1 protein-coding gene is annotated in these 574 nt (G+C 69.9%); it reads left to right on the forward strand.

Annotated features, from left to right (window positions below; genetic code table 11):
• Positions 1-574: hypothetical protein (locus tag AC2YJL_RS27640; protein ID WP_487375096.1), on the forward strand; the 574-nt coding region annotated here is incomplete at both ends.

Raw genomic sequence — 574 nt, forward strand, 5'->3', positions numbered from 1 at the left:
GCGGGTGAAGGGCCAGAACGTCACCGAGATCGTCTACCCCGGCGTGCACTCCGATGTGGGTGGCGGGTACGAGCCGGGCAACCAGGGCCGCGCGGGGACGGAGAGCGAGCTGCTCTCGCAGATCCCGCTGGCGCACATGCACCGACTGGCCCGGGGCTGGGACGTGCCGCTGGTGCCCTGGCACAGGATGGCGGGGGACCTCCAGCTGGACTACGCGATCTCACCCCGACTGGTCGGGCACTGGAACGCGTACATGGAAGCGGCCGATGCGGACTGGCAGCTGAGGGAAGGCCAGGGCAAGGGCATGGGCAAAGACGTGCCCAGACTGGAGGAGAGCGGCGACTTCGAAGCCCTGGTGCGCCAGCACCGGCGCCTGTACCTCAGCTGGCGCCAGCAGTACCTGGACGAAGGCCGCATGGGGCGGCTGATGGAAGAGCTGCAGGCCCACGCCCCGGGCAAGAGGAGCGAGACCGCCCGGGCGCAGGACGTGGAGGACATCACCAGTGCCAACCGCAGGCTCTCGGCGGATGTGGAGTTGCTGCGGCTGCGCAGGGAAGCGCAGCGCAACCCGCAG

It is taken from the genome of Priestia sp. SRI_019 (assembly GCF_057586255.1).